The sequence below is a fragment of the Pseudovibrio sp. Ad13 genome, assembly GCF_001623225.1.
Lineage (GTDB): Bacteria > Pseudomonadota > Alphaproteobacteria > Rhizobiales > Stappiaceae > Pseudovibrio.
In genome coordinates this window covers 1-22,727 of record NZ_LMCC01000016.1, presented here as the reverse complement: position 1 = coordinate 22,727, position 22,727 = coordinate 1, and the positions used below count along the sequence as shown (strand labels likewise).

General features: G+C 51.4%; 26 protein-coding genes. All 26 read left to right on the top strand.

The annotated features are described in order from the left end of the window. Window positions 1–12: 12 nt before the first annotated feature. Window positions 13–999 (top strand): hypothetical protein, encoded by a 987-nt coding sequence (locus PsAD13_RS19365; protein ID WP_063319220.1) that lies wholly within the window; start codon window positions 13–15, stop codon window positions 997–999. A gap of 193 nt (window positions 1,000–1,192) precedes the next feature. Continuing rightward, entirely contained in the window at window positions 1,193–1,597 is a 405-nt protein-coding gene (locus PsAD13_RS19360; RefSeq protein ID WP_208986827.1) for a hypothetical protein, read from the top strand. Window positions 1,598–1,653: 56 nt separating this feature from the next. After that, a complete protein-coding gene (locus PsAD13_RS19355) occupies window positions 1,654–2,121 on the top strand; it encodes a tetratricopeptide repeat protein (RefSeq protein WP_063319218.1) in 468 nt (155 codons plus the stop codon). Window positions 2,122–2,166: 45 nt separating this feature from the next. After that, a complete protein-coding gene (locus PsAD13_RS19350; protein ID WP_063319217.1) occupies window positions 2,167–2,760 on the top strand; it encodes a hypothetical protein in 594 nt (197 codons plus the stop codon). Beyond that, window positions 2,757–3,434 carry a hypothetical protein gene (locus tag PsAD13_RS19345; protein ID WP_063319216.1) on the top strand — a complete coding sequence of 226 codons (678 nt, stop codon included), beginning with the start codon at window positions 2,757–2,759 and terminating at the stop codon, window positions 3,432–3,434. The genes PsAD13_RS19350 and PsAD13_RS19345 overlap by 4 nt, the downstream gene beginning before the upstream one ends. 235 nt (window positions 3,435–3,669) lie before the next feature. Continuing rightward, window positions 3,670–4,665 carry a hypothetical protein gene (locus PsAD13_RS19340; protein ID WP_063319215.1) on the top strand — a complete coding sequence of 332 codons (996 nt, stop codon included), beginning with the start codon at window positions 3,670–3,672 and terminating at the stop codon, window positions 4,663–4,665. Between the two features lie 100 nt (window positions 4,666–4,765). Continuing rightward, window positions 4,766–7,033 carry a type II secretion system secretin GspD gene (gspD, locus tag PsAD13_RS19335; RefSeq protein WP_208986826.1) on the top strand — a complete coding sequence of 756 codons (2,268 nt, stop codon included), beginning with the start codon at window positions 4,766–4,768 and terminating at the stop codon, window positions 7,031–7,033. Between the two features lie 241 nt (window positions 7,034–7,274). Further along, window positions 7,275–7,733 carry a type III secretion system chaperone gene (locus PsAD13_RS19330; RefSeq protein WP_057463715.1) on the top strand — a complete coding sequence of 153 codons (459 nt, stop codon included), beginning with the start codon at window positions 7,275–7,277 and terminating at the stop codon, window positions 7,731–7,733. A 63-nt stretch (window positions 7,734–7,796) separates the two neighbouring features. After that, a complete protein-coding gene (locus PsAD13_RS19325; RefSeq protein ID WP_208986825.1) occupies window positions 7,797–9,017 on the top strand; it encodes a hypothetical protein in 1,221 nt (406 codons plus the stop codon). 23 nt (window positions 9,018–9,040) lie between these two features. Then, the gene (locus tag PsAD13_RS19320; protein WP_063319213.1) at window positions 9,041–9,787 is read left to right on the top strand and encodes a hypothetical protein; all 747 of its coding nucleotides are present in this window, start codon (window positions 9,041–9,043) and stop codon (window positions 9,785–9,787) included. A gap of 251 nt (window positions 9,788–10,038) precedes the next feature. Beyond that, window positions 10,039–11,217 carry a hypothetical protein gene (locus PsAD13_RS19315; protein WP_063319212.1) on the top strand — a complete coding sequence of 393 codons (1,179 nt, stop codon included), beginning with the start codon at window positions 10,039–10,041 and terminating at the stop codon, window positions 11,215–11,217. A gap of 110 nt (window positions 11,218–11,327) precedes the next feature. Next, on the top strand, window positions 11,328–11,732 hold the full coding sequence (locus PsAD13_RS19310; RefSeq protein ID WP_063319211.1) for a hypothetical protein: 405 nt from the start codon (window positions 11,328–11,330) through the stop codon (window positions 11,730–11,732). Between the two features lie 51 nt (window positions 11,733–11,783). Beyond that, window positions 11,784–12,269, top strand: coding sequence for a hypothetical protein (locus PsAD13_RS19305; protein ID WP_063319210.1), 486 nt, complete (start codon window positions 11,784–11,786; stop codon window positions 12,267–12,269). Window positions 12,270–12,307: 38 nt separating this feature from the next. Continuing rightward, window positions 12,308–13,111: a type III secretion inner membrane ring lipoprotein SctJ gene (gene sctJ, locus PsAD13_RS19300; RefSeq protein ID WP_063319209.1), complete on the top strand. Its 804-nt coding sequence runs from the start codon at window positions 12,308–12,310 to the stop codon at window positions 13,109–13,111. 15 nt (window positions 13,112–13,126) lie between these two features. Then, window positions 13,127–13,855 carry a hypothetical protein gene (locus PsAD13_RS19295; protein WP_063319208.1) on the top strand — a complete coding sequence of 243 codons (729 nt, stop codon included), beginning with the start codon at window positions 13,127–13,129 and terminating at the stop codon, window positions 13,853–13,855. After that, on the top strand, window positions 13,834–14,481 hold the full coding sequence (gene sctL, locus PsAD13_RS19290) for a type III secretion system stator protein SctL (protein WP_063319207.1): 648 nt from the start codon (window positions 13,834–13,836) through the stop codon (window positions 14,479–14,481). The genes PsAD13_RS19295 and sctL overlap by 22 nt, the downstream gene beginning before the upstream one ends. Beyond that, a complete protein-coding gene (gene sctN / locus PsAD13_RS19285; RefSeq protein WP_063319206.1) occupies window positions 14,481–15,857 on the top strand; it encodes a type III secretion system ATPase SctN in 1,377 nt (458 codons plus the stop codon). Before sctL ends, sctN begins: the two co-directional genes overlap by 1 nt. Next, on the top strand, window positions 15,854–16,333 hold the full coding sequence (locus tag PsAD13_RS19280) for a YscO family type III secretion system apparatus protein (RefSeq protein WP_063319205.1): 480 nt from the start codon (window positions 15,854–15,856) through the stop codon (window positions 16,331–16,333). Before sctN ends, PsAD13_RS19280 begins: the two co-directional genes overlap by 4 nt. Then, on the top strand, window positions 16,330–17,079 hold the full coding sequence (locus tag PsAD13_RS19275; RefSeq protein ID WP_063290631.1) for a hypothetical protein: 750 nt from the start codon (window positions 16,330–16,332) through the stop codon (window positions 17,077–17,079). The genes PsAD13_RS19280 and PsAD13_RS19275 overlap by 4 nt, the downstream gene beginning before the upstream one ends. Next, complete coding sequence (locus tag PsAD13_RS19270; RefSeq protein WP_063319204.1) at window positions 17,076–18,122, top strand: FliM/FliN family flagellar motor switch protein; 1,047 nt, start codon at window positions 17,076–17,078, stop codon at window positions 18,120–18,122. The genes PsAD13_RS19275 and PsAD13_RS19270 overlap by 4 nt, the downstream gene beginning before the upstream one ends. Window positions 18,123–18,193: 71 nt before the next feature. Further along, window positions 18,194–18,838, top strand: a complete 645-nt coding sequence (sctR, locus tag PsAD13_RS19265) for a type III secretion system export apparatus subunit SctR (RefSeq protein WP_063319203.1) — start codon at window positions 18,194–18,196, stop codon at window positions 18,836–18,838. Between the two features lie 22 nt (window positions 18,839–18,860). After that, complete coding sequence (gene sctS, locus PsAD13_RS19260) at window positions 18,861–19,130, top strand: type III secretion system export apparatus subunit SctS (RefSeq protein ID WP_008546860.1); 270 nt, start codon at window positions 18,861–18,863, stop codon at window positions 19,128–19,130. Window positions 19,131–19,135: 5 nt separating this feature from the next. Continuing rightward, on the top strand, window positions 19,136–19,978 hold the full coding sequence (gene sctT / locus PsAD13_RS19255; RefSeq protein ID WP_057463728.1) for a type III secretion system export apparatus subunit SctT: 843 nt from the start codon (window positions 19,136–19,138) through the stop codon (window positions 19,976–19,978). Further along, a complete protein-coding gene (gene sctU, locus PsAD13_RS19250; RefSeq protein ID WP_057463729.1) occupies window positions 19,975–21,108 on the top strand; it encodes a type III secretion system export apparatus subunit SctU in 1,134 nt (377 codons plus the stop codon). The genes sctT and sctU overlap by 4 nt, the downstream gene beginning before the upstream one ends. A gap of 242 nt (window positions 21,109–21,350) precedes the next feature. Beyond that, window positions 21,351–22,268 (top strand): alpha/beta fold hydrolase, encoded by a 918-nt coding sequence (locus PsAD13_RS19245; RefSeq protein ID WP_063319202.1) that lies wholly within the window; start codon window positions 21,351–21,353, stop codon window positions 22,266–22,268. A 264-nt stretch (window positions 22,269–22,532) separates the two neighbouring features. Continuing rightward, the coding region (locus tag PsAD13_RS27960; protein ID WP_206599781.1) for a hypothetical protein at window positions 22,533–22,727 on the top strand (195 nt) is incomplete at its 3' end.

Genomic DNA, 22,727 nt, shown 5'->3' with positions numbered 1-22,727 from the left:
AAGGAGGTATTTATGTCAGCAATCGCAGGTACCAATTACAATAGTGATTATTTGCCACCTAGTTTCTTTCAGGGTGGCAAACTTGCTGTTTCTGAAGAGCGGGCAACCGCATTCCAGCAGAGTGTAGAAGCTCGTCTGGCGACGCTACCGCCAGAGCATCACGGAACATTTCTGTCACTCGTATCTTTGCCGCAGTTTGCGGCGAGTGCTGAGTTTGACCAGACGACAACGGATGAAGTTCTGGGTCGTCTGGAAGCTGCAACAGTTGCGATCGGATCTCTCGATAACATTGATAGCACCGGTAATCTGTCTCGTTTGATTGCACAGGCACTGTTCAAATCTGCAATCAATCAACGCAACAATGAGTTGGAAACCCGATTGATAGCACGGGAGACTGTAAAGACACAAATGCATGCACAGGCTGGAAAGAGCCGCGATGCTGCGGAGGAAACCCGTACAGGCGCGATTGTCAGCCTTGTTGTGTCTGTTGTCTCCTCTGTTGTTTCTATTGTGATGTCTGCTGTTGCGATTGGTAGTGCGGCGAAAGGGCTCAGTTCTGCAAAGAACTCAGCAAGCAACAATACACAAGCGACAAAGCTGGAAGCTCAGGCTAAAGGCATGACTGGCTCCAGAATGGCGCAAATGAAGGAAACGTTTTCGCAGCAGGCTGCTGGATTACGGCAGTCGGCAAAGGGGTTTGATGCCGCTGCTAGCGCCGCAGGTTCGCGAGCGCAATCCATCGCGACAATCGGGGGCGTTGTTAATACATTGGGTAACTCGACCTCTCAGGCGGCAAGTGCGTTTACTCAGGCGAATGCAAAAGAAGACGAGGCAATCTCCCAAGAGTTGGCTGCAGGTGCAGAAGAGGTTCGTAAGGAGAATGATCAGGCTGAATCCATCCAGAAAGCTCTGGACGATATCATTCGTGCGATCATTCAGTTCCTGAAAGAATCTCGCGAAATCGAAAACGAACGGGCTGCTGCGATTACTCGCGGTTAAGCCACAAAAGCAGGTGTGCGTTTATTACCCTCAACGCACATCTGTTTTTTCGCGTTTGGCGACTGATTGCTGATCTTTCGTATCTCAGAGAGGATTTCTCGTGTTCTCCTTAAACTTTTCAGGGTGCTTGGATAAACTCTGGCGAAAGCTAGGATTAGGTACTCCGATTTTCTCCGAGCAGAACACCGCTTCGATGAATGTTGATGGTGTTCAACTTGTGTTTTCCGATGCCCTTGATGGTGGCGGTGTTGAAGTCACGACGGTTATTGGTTCACTGAGTGAAACGGTGGGAACCCGAGGCCGACAGATTGAAGATATCCTGCATTTAAATCTGGCCTGCCTGTCGCAGTTCAGAACGCTGGCGATTTTACGCAAGGCTGATGATGGTGCAGAAGAGCTTTTGCTTTCGGTGAGCTTTCGCGGGTACACAGAACTGGAGAAACTGACCGGACTGGTTGAGGAGCTCTTGTCTGTTGTGAGCCTTTATCAGCCGTTGGTTTCAGCGGACCCAAGTGGTTATCAAGGCAATTCGTTGCTGGGTGCTGCGCAAACCTCTCTTTCTGATGAGTTGGATGGCGCCATGGTGTTTCACCTTTAATGCTGCGCTGCCGCTCTCAAACTTTCTTATTTTCTTAAGCCGTAAAGAGGCACGATATGACTGAGCTCGTTTCAGAACTGGGCAACTCTCCAGAACAAGACATCAAGGCAATCGCAAAAGGTGCAATTGGCCGTAGTCTGGGGCTTACGAAAGATGATATCAATCCAGGTCTGGTGATGGCCAAGGGTTTGATGGATACCGGGCGGACTGAGAAGGCGCTTGAGATCTACACTGGTCTTGTTCTGCTTGAGCCGATCAATGTGGATGTTCAGCTTGGGCTAGCGAATTGTGCAGTGCAGTTGCAGCAGTACACACTTGCTGTGCAGGCAGCTTCCGCTGCAATGGTGCTCGACCCGATCAACCCGCGTCCATACTACTTCTCTGGTGTTGCTTGTCTTGCTTTGGGCCACATCACAGAGGCCAAGGAAGACCTTGAAGACGCTTTGAAGTATGCCAAGGACCGCAAGGATGCTGAAATCCATCAGGCGGCTCAAAAGCTGTTGACCGGGCTGAACAACGCCTGAGTTCAACTTACTGCACTTTCTGAACTTTGAGGCCGGGGATAAACGATGCCACTCGCACCTGTTACAGACAATACTCCGGCTTCTGCCGCTTCCGAAGGTCAATCGGGAGAAGCAGATGTCAATCTTGATGCTGTTTTTCGCGCGCTTGGTGGTGGGGATGTAAGTGCGCAGGCTGTTCTTGAGGCTATCAAGTCCCGGCAGGGACTCTCTGGTGTCTTGAGGACTGATGGCAAGCTGGAGAAGGTTCTTTATCAGTTTGCCTATCAGGCTCTGCACCTGCAGCAAAAAGCATCTGCAAAGGAGCAATTTGAAGTTCTCTGTCTGCTTAATCCAAACAATGTTGAGTATTGGCTTGGGTTGGCGTTGAGCCATGCAGACTGGCCACTTGGCGGGGGGGACGTCAAGAGATCGCTTCGCAAAGCAAAGCTGCTTGATGAGGCGCATCCAGCCGTCGCCCTCAGGCTTGCTGAGCATTGTTTGTGGTCACGAGAGCTGGATGAGGCGACTGTTGAACTGATGCGCTTTTATCAGCTGATGAAGGTGCGGCCTGTTCCTGAGCTTATCGAGTATTCCAAGCGGCTTGCGTTTGCATTGGAGGCGCAGAAAAAATCTGCAGCACGAGACAGTGATGTGTCATGATTGCGACTTCCGGCTATCCACATCTGCCCTATGATCTGGGTGAGGATGAGAACGGAGTTGTTGAGCTTGCTGGTTCGACGCAGGTGGAGAAATTCTCCAAGATTTCCGGTGATATAGGGATCCTGTATCGCGAACTGTCGTTTACGGCTGGCTTACTGACATCTGCGCGAAGGGTCGAGAGTGTCAAACCGCTTGGTGCTGGCAGGATGTCTGTGGATCGCCAGATTGCGTTGCAGTATGGGACCGAACTGGCGCGGACCAGAGTGCTCTCTCAAGACCATCGCTTTGAGTATGAACAACGAGCGACCCGGACGGTCAATCGCCTGAAGGAAGCTGATCATCTGTATCTCAAATACAGTGCGCAGTTTGATCTGTCTCGCTGGTTTGCCTACGAGAAACCGAGCCTGACGTTCTCTGATGAGAACCGCATCGGGCTAACAACCTTTGAGGTGGCCTCTTACTCGCCTGTCGATTTGCATGAGTTGATTGCGAAAATCGAGAATCGGTATCATTTGCTGCAACGCCTTTATACGCAGCTTCCTCGGTTGAATGAGCATAAGCGGCGGCCTGGTTATGCTTATGCTTTCATGCTTCTCACAGATGGTGTCCTGTCTGCCCTCAAAGCGGCCCTTGCGAAGCGGACTGCTGGCTCTGGGGACGACAGTTCTTCGTAAGGCGGTCTTTAGGTGTCAATCCTACAGCTTGCTTGGGCGCTGATCTCATTCTTCGTGTTTGATCAGAAGGATGCCACAGGTGTTGTACGTTCAGCACACACATGTAAGTAACGATTTTTTCACTCCGTAATTGTCCCAATAATGTCCATAAGAGGGCGGGTTCTGTGTTTTAAGGCACAACACGACCTCTGGGTTATCTGCGAGATATAGGGAGAGATAATTCAAGGAGTCTGAGATGACTGCAGTTACGCCAATTGGTTCTTCATCTGTATCCAATGCCATTGATAACAGTGCACAGATTGTTCGCCCGGCCGCGAACAAGAGTGTTGAGTCTATTCCGTCTGCCAGTCAGCTCCTCTCAGTCGGGGTGTCGGCAGCGTTTGGTTTGCAGCCACCGCCAGACAGCGGAAATCTGGAGGTGATGGTCGGGCAGGTTGTTGCCCGGTTTGAGGAAATCCAAACCTCTTTGAAAGAGCAAAATCTGATCGGGCAATCTGAGAAGGTGCGTTCTGCGCGCTCTGAGCTGCTACAGGCGCTTGCTTTGCAGGAAGATATTGCAGCTGACATTGAGGCTTTGGACTTGCAGCAGCAGGAACAGGAAGGCCAGTTGTCTGATCTGCAGACCAGCCTTACCTCCAAGCAAGATGAACTGGCAAATCTTCCGGCAACTGTGCCAAGTGATCCAGATGATCCAGACAGCGAACTCGTTCAGGATCCTAAAGAAGTTGCCCGTTTGAATGGTGAGATTGCCCAGATCAATACCTTGATCAGTGAGGTGGAGACTGCGCTTGCTGATACCGTCCAGCAGCTGGACGTCAAACTTGAAGACCTGAGTGAAAGTGATGCGGTGCAATCTTTGCTCCGCACTGCGCTTGAGGAAATGGCTGGTGCTCCGAAAACTGGTGAGATGGACGAACACGGTCAGTCTACGCTGGAAGGTGCTTTGTCGGATGCTGCCAGCAAGCTGAACGGGACTAAGCCTGAGTTTGATGAGCGTCACACCATTATTGAAGAACTGCGCGAGGAAGTACGTGTGTTTGCTGAGGATCGTGTGAAGGATGAGAAGGCTTTGATGACGCTTCTCGAAGCTGAGTATGCCCTGCGTCTGGTCGGCTTTGTGTCCAGCTCAATCTCCAAATCACTTTCTGTGGCGGAGCAGTCCGTTACTGGTCAGGACACTTCGGATACGACCGGCAGACTTCAGCTGCTTTTAGATAACGGCCGCGTTTAACGTAATCGAATAAAGTTCGGGCAGCACAAGTGCGATAGCCCCGGGTTCGTTTAGCCCCGGGGATCGTGTTGGGCGCTTGTGCTGAACGCATAGGTTTGAAATGATTGGTGCTAAACTAAGTTCAATGCTGCGCAAGACAGCAGGGGTACTTTCTATTTCTTTGATCCTGTTGGGGTGTACCACAACCCAGCCAGCTGATCAGGAATGGGATAACACAGCCCCACCAGCGGGGTTGTCTGACCAGCTTCAGCGGTTCTTTTCAGAAGAGAACCAGCGCGAAAACCATCTTGCCCTTTCAGGTCAACCAAGATTGGCATCCAATACGCGTGGCGTGTTGGGCCGTGCGATCAATACCCGTTGGGTGAATAGTGAAAATGCGGAAAAAGGCAGACCCGGCGCGGCTTTCTACTTCAATGATGAAGAAGCTAAGGTTTTGCTGGCAGATTCCCGGCTGAATAACGCCAACCGGCAGGAAATCCGCGTTGCGCAATCCAGTGATGCCAAGGCGACCTCTGATGTGGTGCGCCTGAACTTCCGTGGTGAAACTCTGGAATATTTCATTCAGCAAACGCTGGGTGGGATTTTGCAGGTCAACTATGTGATTGATGAGCCGTTGGAAGGTGCTGTCACGTTCCAGACGGAAAAACCAATTGCCAAAGACCAGATGCTATCATTGGTTCGTGTGCTTCTGGGTCGCAATGGCTATATTCTGAAGCTCATTGACCAGATCTTCCACATTGGCCGTCCTGAAACCATTCAGGCGATTGAGCAGTTTTCTGGTGTTGGGTCTGCGGGCGATCTGAAGCTTCGGATCTTGCCTGTTCGCTCAGCTTCCCCAGGTGATGCGGCGAAGGTTTTGCAGGCTATCCTGCCAGCAGGTGCTTCTGCTGTTGCAGTTGAGGGATCGAACAAGATTGCGGTTCGGGCGCGACCAGAAGATATTGGTGCGGCTGAAGAGTTGGTGAACAGCCTTTACAATCGCGACAATGACAAAACGATTGTGTCTGTGTTGCGCCTGCAGCAAAGCTCAGCAAGTCAGGTTGCCAAGCAGATCACCACACTGTTTCAGCAGCTTTATCCAAACCAGGTCAATTCTCCGCTGACCGTTATTCCGCTTGAGGCGCAGCAGTCTTTGCTTGTGGCTGTGCAGAGCCGCGAGATGTTGCAGCGTGTGCGCCGGATTACGAAGGAAGTGGATTATAATCTTCTGGATACGCCTAAGGTGCGGATCATCTCGCTGAAGTATTTGCCTGCGAATGAAATTGCAGGACAGCTTACGCAAATCCTTGGAAATGAAGGTGGGAGTGGTTCTGCGGCGCCGCCAGTCAACAAACAGAAACAAGCTTCTCAGAGTAATGGCTCTTCTGCGCGCAAGTTCCCGGTTTCTGCTACTGGTGTTTCCGTAAATCCAGGTGGAGATTCAATCAACAACCGCTTTAACAACGCGAACAAGCTGTTTGACGATATTGCCGAGACGCGTGGCGCCAGTGTTGCCGTTGCCAAGAAAGTTGGCATTGTTGCTGATACTAGGAACAATGCATTGTTGGTAAACTCAACTTATAAAGAATTCAAACATATCCGCGATGTGGTGCAGGCTCTGGACCTGCCGCTTTCTCAGGTGGTAATTGAGGCGACGATCGCTGAAGTGAACATCAACGATAACCTTTCCTATGGTGTTCAGTGGTACTTGAGCAAAGGCAACTTTGCGGGTGGTGTTGGTGCTGTTGCTCAAGGTGCAGCGCGCCCTGCAAGTCCTGGTGGTGCGCTTTCACTCAATACCGTCGGTGTTGATGTGGTGTTGAAGGCTCTGCAGAACATCACCAAAGTAAAGGTGATCTCTTCTCCTTACCTTACTGTTCTAGATGGTCGTAAAGCACGCCTCGTGATTGGTGATCAGGTGCCGTTTGCGTCTCGCAGCCAGTCTTCTAGCAATGACGGCAATGTGACTGTGACCAACGAAGTGGATGTGAAAGACACCGGTATTGTTTTGCAAGTTGAGCCGAGCATTCGTTCCAACAACTCCGTTCTGCTGCAGATCCAGCAGGAGGTGAGTGATGTGGTCGAAAATAAAACCCAAGCCTCGTTGACACCAACCATTTCCACGAGAACCATCAACTCGGACATTGTTGTTGAATCCGGACGGACGATTCTGCTCGGCGGCCTCATTCAGGAGCGGAAGTCAAATGGCGAGTCTGGAGTGCCGATCCTGCGGAAGATTCCAGTGTTTGGTGAGTTGTTTAAAGACAATACCTCTAGCGACACGAGACGGACTGAGCTGTTGGTGATGATTACACCGCGTGTTGTTCGCAAGCAGTCTGAATTGCAGAACATTACGCAAAAACTGCGCCGTGAGCTGTCTTCTTTCTAAGCTGCTTTGAACTGACAGATGTATCCCCTGGAGCGCTTTGGTGTTCTGGGGGATTTCTTTTTCAAGTTGTAGGATGGTGAGAGAAATTCATTCTTTCTGTATCTGCTAGGCTTTTGAATAATCAATGAAAAATAATGCGGATTGAGGTTGCATCTTATTCAAACTGTATCGTTTAGCACTTAGTGTTTCTGCGTTTTCTGGCAGTGTTGTCTGCAAGAAAGTAAGGAAGCGGAGTACCCCAATGCTCGATAAATTGCTCAATGATGCATGCCAGATATTAGGCGTGAAACCACAAGAAGATGAACAGGATCCATCTATTCGTGTTGTTGACCTGGATGCATTCTCATTGAAATTTAAGCTGGTTACAGACAGTGATCGTATCTGTGTTTCTGCGCGTTTGTGTGAGCTGACAGCGGTGCAGAGAGACCGGATCCTGGAGCTGGTTCTCGTTTACAACACGCAAAGCTTCCAGTCAGGCGGTATGCGTCTGGTGCTGATCGAAAACGATGCGCTGGTCATGCATAATGACCTTCGTGCTGTTGCCTGGGATGCTCAAAAACTTGCCAAGTTTGTGTTGGCATTTGCTGATGTTTCGGCTGGCTGGCTGAAGATTGTTCGTGAAATGGGCGGGTTGGCTGAAAGCGCAGCTGACGATGATGAACATGACCTGTTTGAACCGGCTTCTCTGATAAGCCTCTAAAAATCCTAGCTCCTTCCATGGGGCTTAAACGTTTCTTTCTCCAAAAATTTAAGACAGTATCCTGTGACTGATCCTGAGGAGGGTGGTTTGGCGGCTGTCGGTATCTGGCGGGCCACAATGACTGAAATCCTCTTTTCTCAAAATGATCGTTACACCAATGTGGTCGCACGCCTTGAGGCTGCTACTTCGGGTAAGTCGGTTCAGGATGCCCGTGTGAGCCTGACCCGAAGTGCGAGCAAAAATGGTGAGGTGCTTTACAAGGCCACAGTCTCTCGTGAAAACGGGGACGGGCTTAGTGAAAAAGTGCTTGGACTTTGCCGCGCTGTGACGCGCCACACCCGTTTCCTTCAGCATAAAGCAGATCGACCAGAGCAGAAGGTCTCCAACTGGAATGTGTTTTATCAGTTGTTGAGGAATGAGGCTGCGCAGAGCCTCTATGAAGATTCCGTGGATCAACGTCAGGACCTGTTTGATGAGGCCATCAGCTATATCTCCCAGTTTGTTTATGAGGAAGAGAAGAACAACCCAAAGGGGCTGAAATTCTCCTCCCTCAAGACACTGAGTTCCTATTTGAAGAACCAGGGCGCTGTGACTGTTCTGCCCGAGAATTTCAAGGAAGAGCCAAAGGCGACCGTTGGTGTTTCCAGCGCGTTGCTGATGTCGTCTCTCGGCTTTCAACTGGCGGGTAATCAGATGCGATATGTCAGTGATGATGACTTCCGATTTTCTTATGCCGGGTTGGGGCGGCGTAATCTGGACGATTATCTGGAGCAACAGCCTTCATCGCCGACGAATAGTAACGACGGCCCGCATGGCGACATCCCTCATCACGGAGAAGGTGTTCAGCCGCCTGCAGAGGTGCCGCATGATGATCAACCTGCGTTTGAGTCCAGCTTCAACAGCATGAATGAGGCATCAGCCACTGAATTATCCCTCCAGCAATCGCGTGAGTTGCTTGATGAGAAGGGGGAAGTGGAGACGGGTGGACCTGATGAGGATGAAGCTGTGCGCGAGAAAGCCTATAGCCGCGACAAGCTGAAGACCAAGGCTGCCAAGATTACACCGGTTGGTGAAGAGAGTGACGTTGCCGATGAAGGCGGGCACGAAATTCGTGTTGAGGATGCGTTTGCTGGCGCTGAAGACGATGCCGTTGAACGCGAAGTGCAGGAAGCCAAAGTCGCAGAGCGCCGGATTAAAGTGCTGTCGTTTGATCGGGATTACCAGACGAAAAACTCACATGCAATTCGCACGGTTCGCAGTGCTTCAACTGCGCCAACACAATAACAACAAAACTGGAATGATGCTTTATGATTGACCTTGTTCTTCCTTCAAGGCCAACACTTAACGACCTGCTGAGTGTGCTTCTCAGTAGTGAACATGATCTGAAAATCCGGAAGTCTGATCTTGTTATTCCTCCGCTGAAAAAGGCACGGGGGCGAACTGAAGATGAGCTTGTCTTTCAAACCAAGCTGGTGAAGCCGCGTGCTTTCAGTCTCTCTCAGCCTCTCTGGAAGATGGTAGGAAGGCTTGGTGTCAGAGGCAGGTTTTTGACTGCAAAAGCAGAGGCATTTGAGCAGCAAGTGCATGATGTTGAAGATGCCGGGACCTGGTATGATTTTGAAGTCCTGATTGAAAACCAGATCAAAGCGCATGATTGCGATGTGTTTGAGTACATGATGGCGATCATTCAGCAGGCGTTTGGTGATAGAGGGCCTTCAGAAGCTGCTTTAAGTTTTGGTGAACTCACACGCATTAATGCCATCGTCATGGATGTACTTCCATCGGCTCCGGTCTTTTCCATTGCAGCGAAGATATTTGATGAAGCGGAGGAGAAGATTGAGCTTGGGCTGGCGTACCTCGTGCGGACCAGTGGTTGCGTTCAGGACGAAACTTCTGATGAGGTTCTGGCTGAAATCATGATCAAAGCGTTCGGCTCTGCAGATAGGGAGAGTATTTCGGCCTCTAACGATCAGATGCGCAGCTTTAATGAACAAATGCGGGTCTGGGAAGAGCTTGAGATGAGAGCAATTGCCCGTCAGATGGCGGTTGCTTAGCTCCTACTCTTCATACGTCATCTATTTCTGAGAGGCCGGTTCTGAATGGATCGGCCTTTGTGCTGTTTGACACTTAACGCTAAGCTATTGAGATAACGAGGAATAACCAAATCGTGTTTTGATGTTTTTTCTGCAGGAAACATCGTTGGCTGTGACCAACGGCACTCAGCTGTATGTCTCACACGTGCATTCTAAGCTCAAGAATTTACAGGTAACGAGCCGTTTGAGGCTTATGGAATGCGGAGGCAATAATGACCGGAGTTAGCTTTTCCAGTAGTAGTCAATTATCTGATGTTTTGGCGCAGATAGACCATCAAGCAAACAAGGACTTTGTTAAAGACAATGCGCAGGTTCGCGTTACTGGTGGTGATATCAAAGATGGTGAAACCATCTACAGCGCAGACACAAAGGATGGAAGTAGTAAGGTTTCCAAAGCAAGTTTCGCCAAGCTGACTGGTGGCAAACTGTTTGGGAATGCGTTGCAAACCCACGACAAAAAGCTGAACAACTGGCATGTCTTCACGCAGTTGGCAAAGAATGAGATCTCTGCAGGTTTAGAAAAAGGTGGGCTTCAAAACCATCAGGCGAAGACAGGTGATATTCTGACCGCGGCCTTTGACAAGGTTCAAAGCAAGCCAACATATCACAGCAATGACGTGCGTTTTGGAGCACTGCAAGAATTGAGCACGACGATCAATACGTTGGTTAGCGAGGCTTTGTCGGATGCCAGTGTGTACGATGAAATCTCAGTCAATCCTGGCGGTGGTCGCTTCATTGATCGGGATGGCGCTGTTGTTCTGCCTAACTCACTTTACGGCTCAGCTTACTCTGATGTGTCGGGTGACGGATATAGCTTGCTTGGCGGGGAAGGTGTGCCTGACGAAGAGGAGTATGCAACTGTTCGCTTTGAAGGCGAGCTGAATAAGCCAGAACTTGGGGATCAGCAGTATGCCGCGGTTAACAAACGTGGTGGTGATAAAGAAGGCGCGCCGATCCTTAGGCATTACACGCCAAATCAGTTGCAAGAAGCCGCAGCAAATGAGCGTAGGGAAGCTGCTGGCGTTCTGGCTGATATCGATCGTCAGGTCATCGAGAATGAGAATCCATACAACAGGCTAAACTTCAATACCGGACCGTTGGCGGAGCCGGGCAGTTTCCTGCTTGATGAGACTTACGCGACTATAGATCAGTCTCAGGCAGATTCTCGCTGGGGAGAGAAGGTGAGCACTGTGAACAATGAACCGCTCTACGTAAATTCAGGGGTGGAGAGTGCTGTAGAGAACAGCAGTGAGTATTCTGATGTGCTTCTTGGTGATGATCAGGCGATCTACGGAAATCTAACGAGGGACGGAAGACCGGCTCCATTGCCCAAGCCAGCAGCTGGTGACATTCCACCAGTTCCGCCAAAGCGGGATGCCTCTCTTCAATAATCGTTAGGTTTGAATAGCGAAATCTATTCGATCAACTGACAACAAGAATTGGTATGCGGCTTGCTCTTTGAATCTAGCAGGTCGCATGCAAGCTTTGGAGTGAGGGTGGAATGAACACAGAAGATTTTGATAGTGAAACCGTAAAGGTGCTCGCGGAGCTTGGTTTTATTGCTGTCTCCTATGGTCTTGCAGAACATGCTGACTCCATTTTCAAAGCATTCCAGGTGATGCGACCGGATCAGGAGGCAGGTCCTTTGGGGCGAAGCCTTGCTGCAATGACGCGCGGCAATGTGGATGAAGCCTTGCTCTGTCTGGAAAACGCACCGCCGACAGATACCATCCAGACGTATCGCGGGCTGGCGCTGCTGCGTAAGGGCGAGATTGATACGGCCTGCGAAATCCTGAGCGAAGTTTGTGAGATGGCAGCTGGTACGCCGTGCGCGGAAATTGCTGCGCAGGCTCTGTCCTCCAGAGACGAACTCGCCAGTCCAGTAAGCGCGATGATGTCCCGTTAAGGGGCGTCCGGCTCAGTTTACCTTAGTTTCAGTAATACGTGAGGAGCATTCATGGCAACAGTATTGGACAGCGCACTCACCTCTCATCTGCAGCAGGCGCTGCAGGGCGGAGCCCCGTCAGCCGGTGGTTCAACAGGCGATGTTACCGGTCTTGAGGACCAGTTCCAGACAGCACTCAATGCTGCCGGGGGCGTGCAACCGCCTGTGGCCGGGCAAATCGTAAATGGCAATGTGGTCATTGGCGGAGTGGAGCAAGTTAATGCTGCCCAGAACGTGGCAGCTGTTTCAGCACCAACACAAATCGCTTCCGTCAATCCGACGGACAGTAACTTCGTTATTGACGGGTTGGCCAAGGTCAGGGGTGTTTTTGCCGAGACCAGTTCCAACATCAATGCAATTTCTGAAGGTGGCAAACTCAGTCACTTTGACAAGCTGATCAACATGCAGATCGAAGTGGCGAACTACTCTTTGCTGGTTGATGTGAGCTCGAAAATTGCAGGCAAAACCACGCAAGGCTTGGACGCTTTGATGCGTTGATTAAGACTGCGCATTCAGTAGGTATAGTGAAAGTCTAAATGAATATTCGGCGTTTTATTACAATTGTGGGCATGGTGATTGGTTTGGCTGCCTGCAACACAGATCTTTACACCAACCTTTCTGAGCAGGAGGCAAACACCATGCTCAGCCTGCTGCTGGAAAATGGTGTGTCTGCTCAGAAAGTTGGTCTGGGAGATGGTCTTGTCACCTTGCAGGTGGATGACGACGATATTCAGCGTGCCGTCACAATTTTGAATGCGAATGGTTTGCCGAAACGTACGCGTGACACGCTCGGTCAGGTCTTCCAGAAATCCGGCATTATCTCCTCGCCATTTGAAGAGCGTATTCGTTTTATCTACGCGTTGAGTGAGGAAGTGGCTGAGACCATTACCGAGATCGATGGTATTGTTTCTGCCCGCGTTCACATCGTTTTGCCGGAAAAGGCGGATCTTGGCGAAGAGGTGAAGCCTTCTTCTGCTGCGATCTTCATCAAGCATCGCCCGGAGTTCGATATTGAATTTCTGATCCCTCAGATCAAGCGCTTGGTCAGTAATGCGATTGAGGGTGTTGAATACGCCAGCGTTTCTGTTGCGCTTGTTCCAGCACGTGAGCTGAAGCCAATCTCACAGCGCTCAGCGCAAGAGTATGAGGCCGTGTTCCCGGGCTTGCGCATTGCACGCGATGACGCCGGTATGTTCTGGCAGATCCTTGGCGCCGTGGGCATCGTATTGCTGCTGTTGATTGGTGGCGTTGGCTATTTGCTGTTCAAGCAGATCAGCTCCGGCGGCAAAAAAGCCAAGGGTGGAGACGACGACGAGCTTCTGCCTGAAGAACTTGCTTAGTAGCAGGGGACTGGCATGATGACAGGCACTCCACATCACTCCGCAGTCTGGCCGCTTCAGGCCAGACTTGCTGCGTCTTTGCTGAACCCTCTTTCCTTTGCGCATGATGACCACCTGACAGCTGCCGGCCTTGAGTTGAACGTGCTGCGTGGTCTGGCTGGGCAGGAGGATTTTCAGAGGTCTTTGAACACGCATGTCTCGCAAAAGCTTGGGCTTACTGCGCTTGCTGCTGATGTGGCGGTTACGTCAACTCTGGCAGTCTCAGAGCAGGCCCGGCTTGCACTGATGTTGTGCAGTTTGGGTGCTGAAGATTTTGGCGGCGTCATGCGCATCATCGCAATTGCCAGACTTCATGAAATGATCGGGCGCCTTGTGCTGAAGAATGACTGTCAGCGTATGGAAGCCCTTTTTGGTGAAGAGGTTTTTGATATCGCCATTCGCGATGTGGCGTTCTTCTTCAGCTCGCTTGGCTATGAAAGCGAGAATGATGAGGCATTCCATCATCTATGCCGCGGAAGTGATGAAGAGGCTTTGCAGGCGCTGACACTTGTTGGCGCAGAGGGCATTTTGGCTTTCGTCAATGCTGTTGATGCGAAACTTGAGCCGCTTGTTCGTCTTCGCTTTTCCAATGAACTCAACGAAAAACTTAGCGCTCGTTTGCAGGTGATGCGAGCAGAGCAGCAAGAGCATTTTGTCCAGTATTTGCGTCGGAGATTGCCACAATGGCGAGCATTTATAGACTGAAAGAGCTGGGCGTAAACCTGACGCCAGGCACGCACATCATTAAGGAAGCTGAATTTGCTTCCATTGAAACGGCTGACCAGATCATTGCAAATGCGCAGCGCAAGGCAGAGGAAATTCTGCAGGATGCGACGCGCGTTTATGAGGAACAGCAAAAGCAGGGCTATGAAGATGGTGTGCGTAAAGCGCAATCTGAAGCCTGTGAACGCATCCTTGGTGAGCAAGAACTGCTCGACACGCGCTTGCGTGAAGTGGAGCATGATGTTGTTACGGTGACCATCACGCTGCTGCGTCGTTTGCTGGATGAGTTTGATGATGCTGAGCGCGTTCGCCTGATGGCTCGCAGTATGCTGAAATCACTGCGCGCTGAAAAGCGTGTGCGATTGCATGTTGCACCGGAAATGTACTCCCAAGCGATGGCCATGAGTGGTGCGATCACTGATGGTTTCAAGCAGGTCGAGTTTCTTGAAATCGTCGAGGATGGCGACTTGCAGGGGGCTCACATTGTACTGGACGCACCTGTTGGCCGCGTTGATGGCAACTTGCAGGTTCGGCTGGAGGAAATTGAAGAGATCCTGCGTCGTACCTCATCTGCTCAAGCACCCTCCAAGCGATCTTCGGAGGTGTAATGGCATCTCTCATTGAACCTGCTGAGCATGTTGAAGACCGGCGCAACCAGATTGGATCCGGAGTGCCGCGGCTTGGTCGTGCGCTTGTCAAAGCTGCCACAGATGTTGACCCTTATCCGCTGACAGGCCGTGTCCGTAAAGTGGTGGGTACACTCATCCATGCAGTGGTGCCAAAGGTGGAGATTGGCGAAATTGCTGAGCTTTACACACGCTCAACAGGCCGCAAACTTATGGCAGAAGTGGTCGGGTTTCATGATGATGAAGCGCTGCTGTCACCCATTGGTGAGCTTTATGGCGTAGGGCCGGACACCGAAGTTCGTCCGACGGGGCATGTGCAATCTGTTCCTGTTGGTGATGGGTTGCTTGGCCGGGTTCTGGATGGCATGGGCAACTTTATTGATGGGCTGGACCGAGAGTTTACGCCTGCAACGCATTATCCGGTCAACCAGGAACCGCCGGATCCTATGCAGCGCCGGATTATCGACAAGCCACTGCCAATGGGGGTGCGTGCCATTGATAGCATGCTGACCACCGGCGAAGGCCAGCGCATGGGCATTTTTGCTTCTGCTGGTGGTGGTAAGTCCACGTTGATGGCGATGCTGGTGAAGGGCGCTGCTGTTGATGTGACCGTGCTGGCGCTGATTGGTGAACGTGGCCGAGAGGTACGCGAGTTCATCGAGCATGATCTTGGGCCTGAGGGGATGAAGAAGTCCGTTGTGGTTGTTGCCACTTCTGACAAGAGTTCCCTGGAACGTTCGAAAGCAGCGTTTGTTGCAACCTCGATTGCAGAGTACTTCCGCGACCAGGGCAAGCGCGTGCTGTTGCTGATGGATTCCGTGACCCGCTTTGCACGTGCGCAGCGTGAGATTGGCCTCGCTGTTGGTGAGCCGCCGACCCGTCGTGGTTTCCCGCCTTCTGTTTTTGCCACGCTGCCGCGCCTGATGGAACGTGCGGGGATGAACGACAAAGGCTCGATCACCGCGTTCTATACGGTGCTGATGGAAGGCGATGATATGAATGAGCCGGTTTCTGATGAGACCCGCTCCATTCTGGACGGGCATATTGTGTTATCGCGCAAGCTGGCAGCGGCGAACCATTATCCTGCCATTGACATTTTGAATTCCAAAAGCCGTGTAATGACAGCGGTTACTACGCCTGAACATCGCGAGATGTCTGGCAAGGTGAATTCGCTGCTGGCAAAGTATGAAGAGGTTGAGCTTCTGGTGCAGATTGGTGAGTACCAGAAGGGGGCTGACACGGAAGCTGATCTGGCGATTGCGAAAAACAAGCCGATCAAAGAGTTTTTGCAGCAAAGGACAGATGAGTTTAATGGCTTTGATGAGGCGTTGAGCAAACTGAAGAGCACTGTTGCGTGATCAACCAAATCAAAAAGCTTCACCTCGTCAAGACACTTAAGGAGCAGAAGGCTCAGCGGGCGCTTAATGCGGAGCTGGAGAAGGTTCGGCGTGCCAAAGAGCAGCTGGAGCACAAGCGGCAAGTTGCGGCAGATGAACGTGCCGCGCTACCAGCCAAGCAGGATGCGCTTTATCTGGAGATCATTAAGAAGGTCATTTCAACGGATGATCTCGATAAAGTGAAAGAGCAGGCACAGATCCTTGAAAGTGCGGTCAAAAAGCTGGAGGACGCAGCGGAACGCGCGGCCTATGTTTATGATCGTGCGCTTAAAAATGCGGATGCTGCCCGCCTTGAGTATCAAAAAGCACTTCGCATCAAAGATAAGTATGGAAAGGTTGCGGATGATCTTCGGGTTGAGACCAATGCCTTAATGGAGGCTGCGGAGGAGCAGGAGATCGAGGAGCAGTTTTCCGGGCGAAGGCAAGTGGAATTATGAAAGTTTCTCAGGGTTCGCAGCCACTTGAGCAGCAGCAAAATCTTGAAAATATACGTGGTAAGCAACCTCGTGAGCATGGCAAAACGTCTGGCAAGCAGCAGGGCAACAAATTTTCTGAGGGGTTGAACCGGCAGGATGTCAGCTTGTTTCAGGAACAGTTGCGCAGCGCCGAAGGCAAGTCTGTTCCAGTTCATGGAAAGGGTGCTTTTCAGGAGGAGGGCGAAGGTTCCGAGCAAGGGCAGACTGACCCGCTTGACTTGAGCCATGCCCGGTTGCTGGCCGCGTCTGATCCCGCTGAAGCCCGCAGTATTTCCGTTTCCAATCCGTCCGAGCTGTTCAGCTCCGTGCGTCAGGCGAGTACTGAGGCGCGTGTCGATAAGGCGATGAGTGCGATTGCGAACCAGATTGAACAGGCTATGCGCACAGAGGCCATGGCAGACAAAAGTGATGGACGCGTCTTGAGCCTGACCCTTGATGCCAACCGGTTTGGCCTTGCGGGACTGAAAGTTATGACAACACAAGGCGGTCTGGCTGTTGTGCTGGAGCGCGTGAGTGGTGACCGGGTTGCTGGTGAAGTTCAGGCTGCAGCGCAGGGGCTCATGAGCACTTTGCAGCAGCGGTTTCCTGACCGGAAAATCCGCATTCTTGATCGACTGGAACAGCAGGAGATTGAAAGTGTTGATGCTGGTTCGTCTTCAATGGGAGGTCTGTCCTCCATCTTTGCGGGGAACAGCACAAGCTCATGACATCCTTGAATTATCAATCCAAAACTGACCCGTTGGCCTACTGGAACGCAGCTTTGAGCTACGCGGAGCAGGACATTACGGTTGAGAGCACGCACACGCTGAATTTTCAGGTGAGTGAAGCGCCTTCCGCTTTTGCGCAAGGGAGTGTGCTGCGCAGTGCGTCTGGTGCAACAGCTCTGCTGGTGCTTGAGGACTTTCCGTTTGCTGCACAGCTGAATGTGCCGCTCGCTTATGCGGATGTTCTTGAGCTGGAAGACGGACTTCGCAATGCTCTGGTTGAAGGCATTGTTTCTAACTTGCGCAATGAATTGCCTGCTGATTTTACGAAGATCCAGAGTGAGCTGCCGTTGCAGGCTGTATCTGCCTTGTTGCCAGCGCGTGAACTGGAGCAGCTTAACTGGTTTGCTGTGCGATATGGCGAAATTGGCGGTGCGCCTGTGTTGGCCAAAGTTGGTGTGCGGCCTGACTCGCTCTCCGGTTTTCTTGGAGATTTGCCGCTGACCGCGCAGCCTGCGTGGCGCGCGGTGCGTGAACAGTTGAACACCTCCATCTGCCTGACGCTGTGTGAAGCGCCGTTGCCAACCGCTGAGGTTTCCAGTCTGCGCATTGGGGATCTAGTGGTGCTGGATGCGCCCGCGCTGGGGCAACGGATCACCGTGGACGGGCCGCTGAGCCGACATCATCTGGTGCTGGTTGAGCAAGGATGGGGCTGCGAACGAATTGAGAGTGTGAACGGTATGAGTGAGCTAACCGAAGAAGCGAATGCGGAACAGGTGAGTGATGCTGAGGAAATTGGCTCCATTGATCTGTCGCAGATGACAGTGCCGGTGCGGTTTGAAGTTGATGAGCGCGAGATCTCTATTGCCGAGCTGGAAAGCTGGGCGGCGGGATCGCTGGTGAACATTGATGTGCCTGCGCTCAATGAAGAGACACCGGTTTATGTGCGAGCTGCGGGCAAGCGCATTGCCAAGGGGCATCTGGTGCAGATTGACGAGCGGGTTGCGCTGCGCATTTCCAAAACTGACCGGGGCACCGGCCTTTAAAACTGCTTTCGGTCACGCCAAAGCCTAACATAACCAGAGGTGCCCAAAGGTGCCCAATCTGAGATTTGCTGATGACGTCTGATCCATTCTCGCTCATATTAGTGCTTGTGGTTGTGGCCCTTGTTCCGTTTCTGGCCATTGTCGCCACATCCTTTATCAAGCTTTCGGTGGTGCTGCTGCTGGTGCGTAACGCGCTTGGTGTGCAGCAGATTCCGCCTAATATGGCGTTGAATGCGCTGGCTATCATTTTGTCCGGCTACATCATGCTGCCGGTCTTTTTGCAGACATTTGAGATCGTAGAGCAAGGAAACCTCTCCATCACCACGGTGGAGGAGATGAAGGCCACCTTTGTTGCTGCTAAGGGGCCGCTTGAAGATTTTCTGGCTAAACATGCGGACAGCAAGGAAAAGGCGTTCTTCCTTGAAGCGTCCCGTCAGTTGTGGCCTGCTGATATTTCCGCAAGTATGACAGAGGACAGCATCGCAATTCTGCTGCCGGCCTATACCGTTTCGCAGTTGCGTGAGGCGTTTGAGATCGGGTTCCTGCTGTATCTGCCGTTCCTTGCGATTGATCTTGTTGTTTCCAACATCCTGCTTGCCATGGGCATGATGATGGTGTCGCCGCTGACGATTTCCCTGCCGTTTAAACTGTTCCTGTTTGTGGCCGTGGATGGGTGGTCGCGTTTGATCCTCGGTCTCATCAAGACCTACGTTTAGCCGGAAATGTGAGGAGTAGCTTATGTCCCCTGAAGACGCCGTCTACCGCATTTCCGAGGCGATGATCCTTGTGATGATGCTGTCTTTGCCGCCAATCATTGTTGCCTCGCTTGTCGGCCTTGCTGTGTCGCTGTTGCAGGCTTTGACGCAGATGCAGGAGCAGACAATCCAGTTTGGGGTCAAGCTGATCGCCGTGGCGCTGACGCTGTTCATGATGTCCAGCTTCCTTGGCTCGGAGACCATTGGCTTTACGCAGGCCTTGTTTGATGATTTCCCGACCTTGGTCAGGTAACGCCAATGAACCTGCTTGCGGAGATCACCACAGTCCATCGTGATGCATTCCTTGTTTTGTTGCTGACGTTTCCGCGTATTTTTGCGGTGTTTGCCACATCACAGATCTTCAATGCCACGTTGATGTCGCGCATGGCGCGTAATGTGGTTGTGATGGTGATTGCGATCCCGCTGTACCCCTATAACCTGCAGTATGTGGACGGGTTTTCGCCAACCGGATCGATGTTTGTTGTCTACTTCTTCAAGGAGTATGCCATCGGGTTTCTGATTGGCTATACAATCTCTTGTCTGCTTTGGGCTGTCCAGTCCGCCGGGACATTGATTGACAACCAGCGCGGTGCTGCGGTTGCCTCCAGTATTGATCCGATGCTGGGGAATGAGAGCTCGCCAGTCGGGGATTTGTTCTCCCGTGCGTTCATTCTCTATCTCTTCCTGACGCCAGGGTTCTTCTTCATCCTGACACTGGTTTATAACTCCTACATGATCTTTCCGGTGACAGAGTTTATTCCTGTTCTGCCAGAGGATTTCCCGGAGCTGATCCTGTCGATCTTCGACAATGCGATGCGCCTGATGTTTGTTATGGCAGCACCTTTGGTGATCCTGATGTTCCTTGCAGAGTTTGCACTGGCGATTATCAGCCGGTTTGATCCGCAAATTCAGGTGTTCATTCTTGCTATGCCGATCAAGAGTGGCGTGGCCGTCATTCTGCTGACGTTCTATCTGTCATTCCTGCTGCCAGAAGCGGCTGAGCACCAGATTGAGCTGAAGCTGTTTACGGACGAGATCTTCGGGATCTTTGAAAAAGGCAAGGATATTTATCAGGATCAAAAGCTTGAGGTCCGTCCATGAGTGGGCAGAGTGCTGGTGAAAAAACCGAACTTCCCACCCCCAAACGAGAGCGTGAATCTCGTGAAAAAGGGCAGGTGGCCAAGAGTACCGAGGTGACGACCACCATCTCGCTGTTTGCGGTGATTGCTTATCTCTGGTTTGCGTGGGACCGCAATTTCTCCAAGCTGGTTGGCCTGATGGATGACATGGCCAGTCTGGCGACACGGCGAGACTTTTCTTCCTCCGCCGGAGAAGGGGTGTTTGGTGTTTTTTCGACTTTCATGGACATTGTGCTGCCGCTGATTGGTGTTGCCATTGCGGCGGGCATCTTTGGCAACTTTGTGCAGTTTGGCTTTCTCTGGGCCGTTGACAGCATCATGCCTAAGCTGAGCAAGATCAGTCTGGCTGAAGGGTTCAAACGCATCTTTTCCATGAAGCAGGTGGTGCAGGTTCTCAAGTCCATCCTGAAAATCGCCTTGCTCAGCACCATGCTCTACTTCACAGTGAAGTACGCGATTGGCGCTTACATCAACTCGCTCTCCTGCGGCATTCCCTGCATTGCTAATATCAGCGGTGCGATTATGAAACTGATCCTCGGGATTTCATTTCTGGCCTTTGTTGGTGTGGCGATCCTTGATTTCATGTTTCAGAAGCACACCCACATCAAGAGCCTGAAGATGACGAAGGAAGAGGTGAAGCGGGAACATAAGGAGTCCGAGGGCAGTCCTGAGATTAAAGGGCAGCGTAAGCGGATTTCTCAGGAAATTCTCATGAGCGACAACCTTGAGAATACCCGCAAAGCCAGTGCTGTTGTGGTGAACCCGACGCACTACGCGGTTGCCATTTCCTATCGCCCGGATGAGGTTGCTGTACCGTTGGTGGTTGCCAAGGGGCTTGATCTGACCGCGCTTAAGATGCGTACAGAAGCTGAGGCGGCAGGTGTGCCAATTTTTGCCAATGTGAAGCTTGCCCGTATGTTGCATGCGGAAGTGGAGATTGAAGAGCTCATTCCGCAAGACATGTTTGCAGCTGTTGCCGAAATTCTTGTCTGGATTGATAAGAACAAAGACATCCTTTACAACGGCCCGCTAGAACGCGGTGTGATCGATCTTGAGCATGAGAAGAAGAGCGGTGATGAGCCGTTGAACTAAAGCAGTTCGCATTTAGGCTGAAACACCTGAACTGCTTTAGCCTTTGTTTTTGCGTATCTTTATCCGAAAACCGGTCTCCACTTTTCGGAGATACACTGTCGTTTCATCAATGTTCCGAGAAGCGCCCCAAGTCCTATATTTTCTCGTCTTTCTGTCTTGAATAATCCAGCTTGCAGTTGTGTGAGAATCGTGCTTCATTTGTAATTGTATTGTAATGCAATTGTAATTCAAGTGAGGGCGAGATGTTTTATAGGCTCTGTAAGCGGGACGTGGTCTCGGGTTTCATCACCAGTTTGTTCGTTTTGGTTTTCTTGTTTTTCGCGCAAGCCTCTTTGGCGCAATCGCCGCATCAAAAGGGTGGTCCCATCAGTGAGCCGCTTGGTGAACTGAATATGCAGATTTGGCGGGTTCCGGTTGAGTTGGAAGACGGCAGTAGGACGATCACTTTGGATGCGACCACCTTCAAGCCGGATGGAGAAGGGCCTTTTCCGCTGGCGGTCTTTACTCATGGGGCGGCTCGGAGTGCTCCTCGTGATGGTCCTTATGATTTCCGTCCTGACGCTGCAATCAGGTGGTTTCTTGCGCGAGGATACGCTGTTGCTGTTGTTATTCGCAGAGGCTACGGACGCTCAGAGGGGCAGCGTTCTGTTGTTGAGAATGAAAATTCACCTCGCTTAATCAAGCTCATTGATGAGCGTGCCCATGATATCACTAGTGCTGTGGGGTACTTTCAGGATCAGCCGTTTGTGGTTGCTGATCATATTGTTCTTGTTGGATTTTCAGCAGGTGGAAATAGTGTTCTTGCAACGGCTGGCAAGGCCCCAAAAGGCGTTCGCGGTGTTATTGCGTTTGCGCCTGGATCCGCGACTATCAACCGCAATGAATTGGCTCATGCGGAGCTGATGGAGCGTGTTTTCAGAGAGTATGGCTCAAACGCAAAACTGCCCGTACTCTGGATTTATACGGAAAATGATGAGTTCTATAGCCCGAAGTTAGCCAAGTTATTTTTTAAGGCCTACACATCAGAAAGTGATGCAAAGCAAGAGCTTGCCATTTTGCCGCTTGAGGGCGAGAACGGTCATGATCTCTTCCTGAGGGATGAGGGTCCTAAAGTCTGGGGCCCGGTTGTTGCTCCGTTTCTTGAGCGGTTGATGCCTTAAAGCAGTTCGCATTTAAATTGAAATACCTGAACTGCTTTAGAGCGTGTTGCGTTCATTTGCATTCACGCCTCACGCTCTAATTTCTTTACTTTCAGCGAATTCTTGTCGTTTGATTGAATTCAATCAAACGGAACGCGCTCTAGTCTTTGTTTTTGCATATCTTTATCCGAAAACCGGTTTCCACTTTTCGGAGATACGCTGTCGTTCGTCGCGTTTGCATCAAAAACTTATTCCCCCTGGTTCCGCCAGCCCTAAGATTATCTCGTGTCCACGTACACGGGCAGCTGGCGGAGCGACCGTCAGTTCGGCGTGGGCTGGGCGGGGCTACCGGAAGACATAACGCATCCTCCGGCGGGTCCGTTGAAACACCCCTTGAAAGTCTTTAGTGCAGGGACCAAGCGGAAGCTGGTCACCCGATGGGCGTCTACACTGGCAGCTGCAGCTGTCAGGGACAAGTCA